At 59.7% G+C, this 932-nt stretch carries 1 protein-coding gene; it reads right to left on the bottom strand.

Annotation, left to right across the window (positions count from 1 at the left end; all coding sequences use genetic code 11):
• Positions 1–932: type VI secretion system tip protein TssI/VgrG (gene tssI, locus FZE95_RS19485; protein WP_150302445.1), on the bottom strand; the 932-nt coding region annotated here is incomplete at both ends.

Raw genomic sequence — 932 nt, 5'->3', positions numbered from 1 at the left:
TCCCAGTCGCGCTGGGCATGGATGAAGATCTGTTCTTCGTTCTTTTTGTCTTCAATGCGCAGTTCGTTGAAGCCGTCGCCGCCGGGGCTGCTCAGGGTCTTGAATACGCTGCGAGTCTTGTTGGCTGGCAGGTCATAGGGGACCGGGTGTTCCTTGTGATACAGGCAGCCGGTTACCAACGGCTGATCGGGATCGCCTTCGAGGAAGGAGACGAGCACTTCCATTCCGACGCGTGGAATGGCGATACCACCGTAGCGGTCGCCGGCCCAGCTGCTGGCAACGCGCAACCAGCAGCTGCTCTTGTCATTACCCTGGCCGTGACGGTCCCAGTGAAACTGAACTTTGATGCGGCCGTATTGATCGCAATGGATCTCTTCGCCTTGTGGGCCAGTCACTACCGCGGTCTGGTTGCCGAGAACTTGTGATTTTGTGTGTTCTAGCTGTGGACGGTACGGCACATCCCAGGGCGTGGCGGTGAAGCGGTTGCGGTAGCCCTGCGTAACCCCATCGGCAACAGTTACGTCGCTGGTGACCGATTCCTCCAGCACCTGCGGCTGCTTGCCTTGGTGATGGATTTCAGTGAGTAGCCAGAGGTCATTCCAGCTGCTACGGCTGTGGTTGGCTAAGGGAAGGAAATGCCCGCTGATTAACAAGGGTTGGTCGCTGGAACCTTCCGCCAGGCGGTAGTCGCTGCGGTGGCGTTCAAGACTGCGCTGGGCCAGATGCTTGCCCCGTTCGCGGTCGGTGAAGCGGCCGGGGTAGTCATAATCTTCCAGATCCGGGACGGCTGCGCCCCGGGACGCGCTTTCCAGTTGCAGACGTGGCTTTTCGAAATCGTAATCACGGCGGGTCACGCGGCTGGGACGGGTTTCCAGGCGCAGGGCGAAGCGTTTGATAACCGGTTCATCCGCCACCATGCCATTGCCCTGTTC

Source organism: Pseudomonas profundi (assembly GCF_008638305.1).
GTDB lineage: Bacteria > Pseudomonadota > Gammaproteobacteria > Pseudomonadales > Pseudomonadaceae > Halopseudomonas > Halopseudomonas profundi.
The sequence above is the reverse complement of the archived record's forward strand: the minus strand, read 5'-3'. Positions and strand labels throughout refer to the sequence as shown.